Annotated in this window: 1 protein-coding gene and 1 pseudogene; one reads left to right on the forward strand and one right to left on the reverse strand. The window is 51.0% G+C overall.

Annotated elements, in window-relative coordinates:
* Positions 1-150 precede the first annotated feature (150 nt).
* Positions 151-575, forward strand: a pseudogene (locus ACR0CW_RS23065) (IS6 family transposase); the annotation flags it as partial.
* A 72-nt stretch (positions 576-647) separates the two neighbouring features.
* Here ACR0CW_RS23065 and ACR0CW_RS23070 read toward each other — a convergent pair.
* A partial coding sequence (locus ACR0CW_RS23070) for an FG-GAP repeat domain-containing protein (protein WP_480789575.1) occupies positions 648-1,827 on the reverse strand: 1,180 nt, incomplete at its 5' end.

A 1,827-nucleotide genomic window follows, 5' to 3' on the forward strand; every position in this document is an offset into this window, starting at 1 on the left:
GCAGTCTGCGACATGTTCACCCCAGACGAGTGCTACAACTTCTTCCAGGCCGCAGGATATGAAACCAATTGAGCCAGACGCGCTCTAGTTCCCACCTGTCAGACCAAACGCAGTTTTGGTAGCGGATGCTCCAAATTACGGGAGCAGACCGTGAAAATCTCATTCAAGGGTGCACACTTTCCGAAAGAATTGATCTTGTACCCTGTTTTCTTCTATCTCCGATACGGTGTGTCATATCGGGATCTGGAAGAAATCATGGCGGAGCGTGGTGTTGATTTGGACCACGCGACTCTGAACCAATGGGTGAGCCGATATGCTGGTCTCATTACTAAAACAGCGCGGTATAGTTTAGAAAGCGTCCCGCAGACAGTTCGTGGCGCATGGATGAAACCTATGTGAAAGTGAAAGGCGAATGGGCTTATCTTTATCTTTCGATCAACAAACACGGCAAGACCCTGGATTTCATGTTGTCTGCGCGGTGGAATAAAGCGGCTGCTACGAAGTGCTTCGCCCGTGCGCTTGGGGTGAACGGTCTACCGCGCAAGATCGTCATCGACAAACACGGTGCCAATACAGCGTTTGATCGCGGAACGATGAACTATGCGAATAGCACATCGTTCCGCTCAGTTCGGCTTAGAGGGGGCTTTTTAAATCACACCCGGAATATTCTCATTGAACAATATCCCAAATACATCTGAATCTCCGGCTGATACAATAATGTCCGACCTCATGTCACCATCTATATCCGCCACAGACGTGTGAGCTGCATCGCCATCCAGCGTGGTGTCGATCTGCGTTCCCGCGGCGAAACTTCCATCGCCATTACCCAGAAACACTATGAATGCGTCGGAGCCAGCAGCAGACCCAATAATATCCAAATCACCATCACCATCTAAATCAAACACAGAGGTGCCAGTGGGGTTTTCATACAGCGTTGTATCATCGATTTGCGTTCCCGCATCAAAGCTTCCCGTTCCGTTATTCAGGAACACCGTGAATGCGTCGGAACCAGTCGTAGAGCCAATAATATCCAAATCACCATCATCATCTACATCCGCCACAGATGTGTGAATGGCACCATCATCCAGTCCGGTTTCGATCTGTGTTCCCGCATCGAAGGCTCCGGTCCCATCATTGCGGAACACCGTGAAGGCACTGGAGCCTAATGCCGTTCCGATGATATCCAAATCACCATCATCATCTACATCCGCCACAGAGGTGTGAGTGGACAATGCATCCAAGTCTGTATCGATTTGCGTTCCCGCATCGAAGGCTCCGGTCCCATCATTGCGGAACACCGTGAAGGCATTTGAACCTAGAGCTGAACCAATGATGTCCATATCACCATCGCCGTCTATATCCGCCACGGATGTGTGTCTGGCTAAATCATCCAGCTCGGTTTCGATCAGTGTTCCCGCATCGAAGGCTCCGGTCCCATCATTGCGGAACACCGTGAAGGCATTTGAACCTAGAGCTGAACCAATGATGTCCATATCACCATCGCCGTCTATATCCGCCACGGATGTGTGTCTGGGTCCAGCATCCAGCGCGGTTTCGATCTGCGTTCCCGCATCAAAGCCTCCGGTCCCATCATTGCGGAACACCGTGAAGGCGTCTGAGCCGACGGCCGACCCAATGATATCCATATCACCATCGCCGTCTATATCCGCTACAGACGTGTGAATGGCACCATCATCCAGTCCGGTTTCGATTTCGTTAATAATGTCGTTCGTCTGTGTTGGCAATAGCAGCTGCACTGTCACATCATCGCCTGTTGCCTGCACTCCGGCTGCATTTGAGACTACGACCGTGATGTTCAAATCACCT

Source organism: Ruegeria sp. CH6, assembly GCF_056537005.1.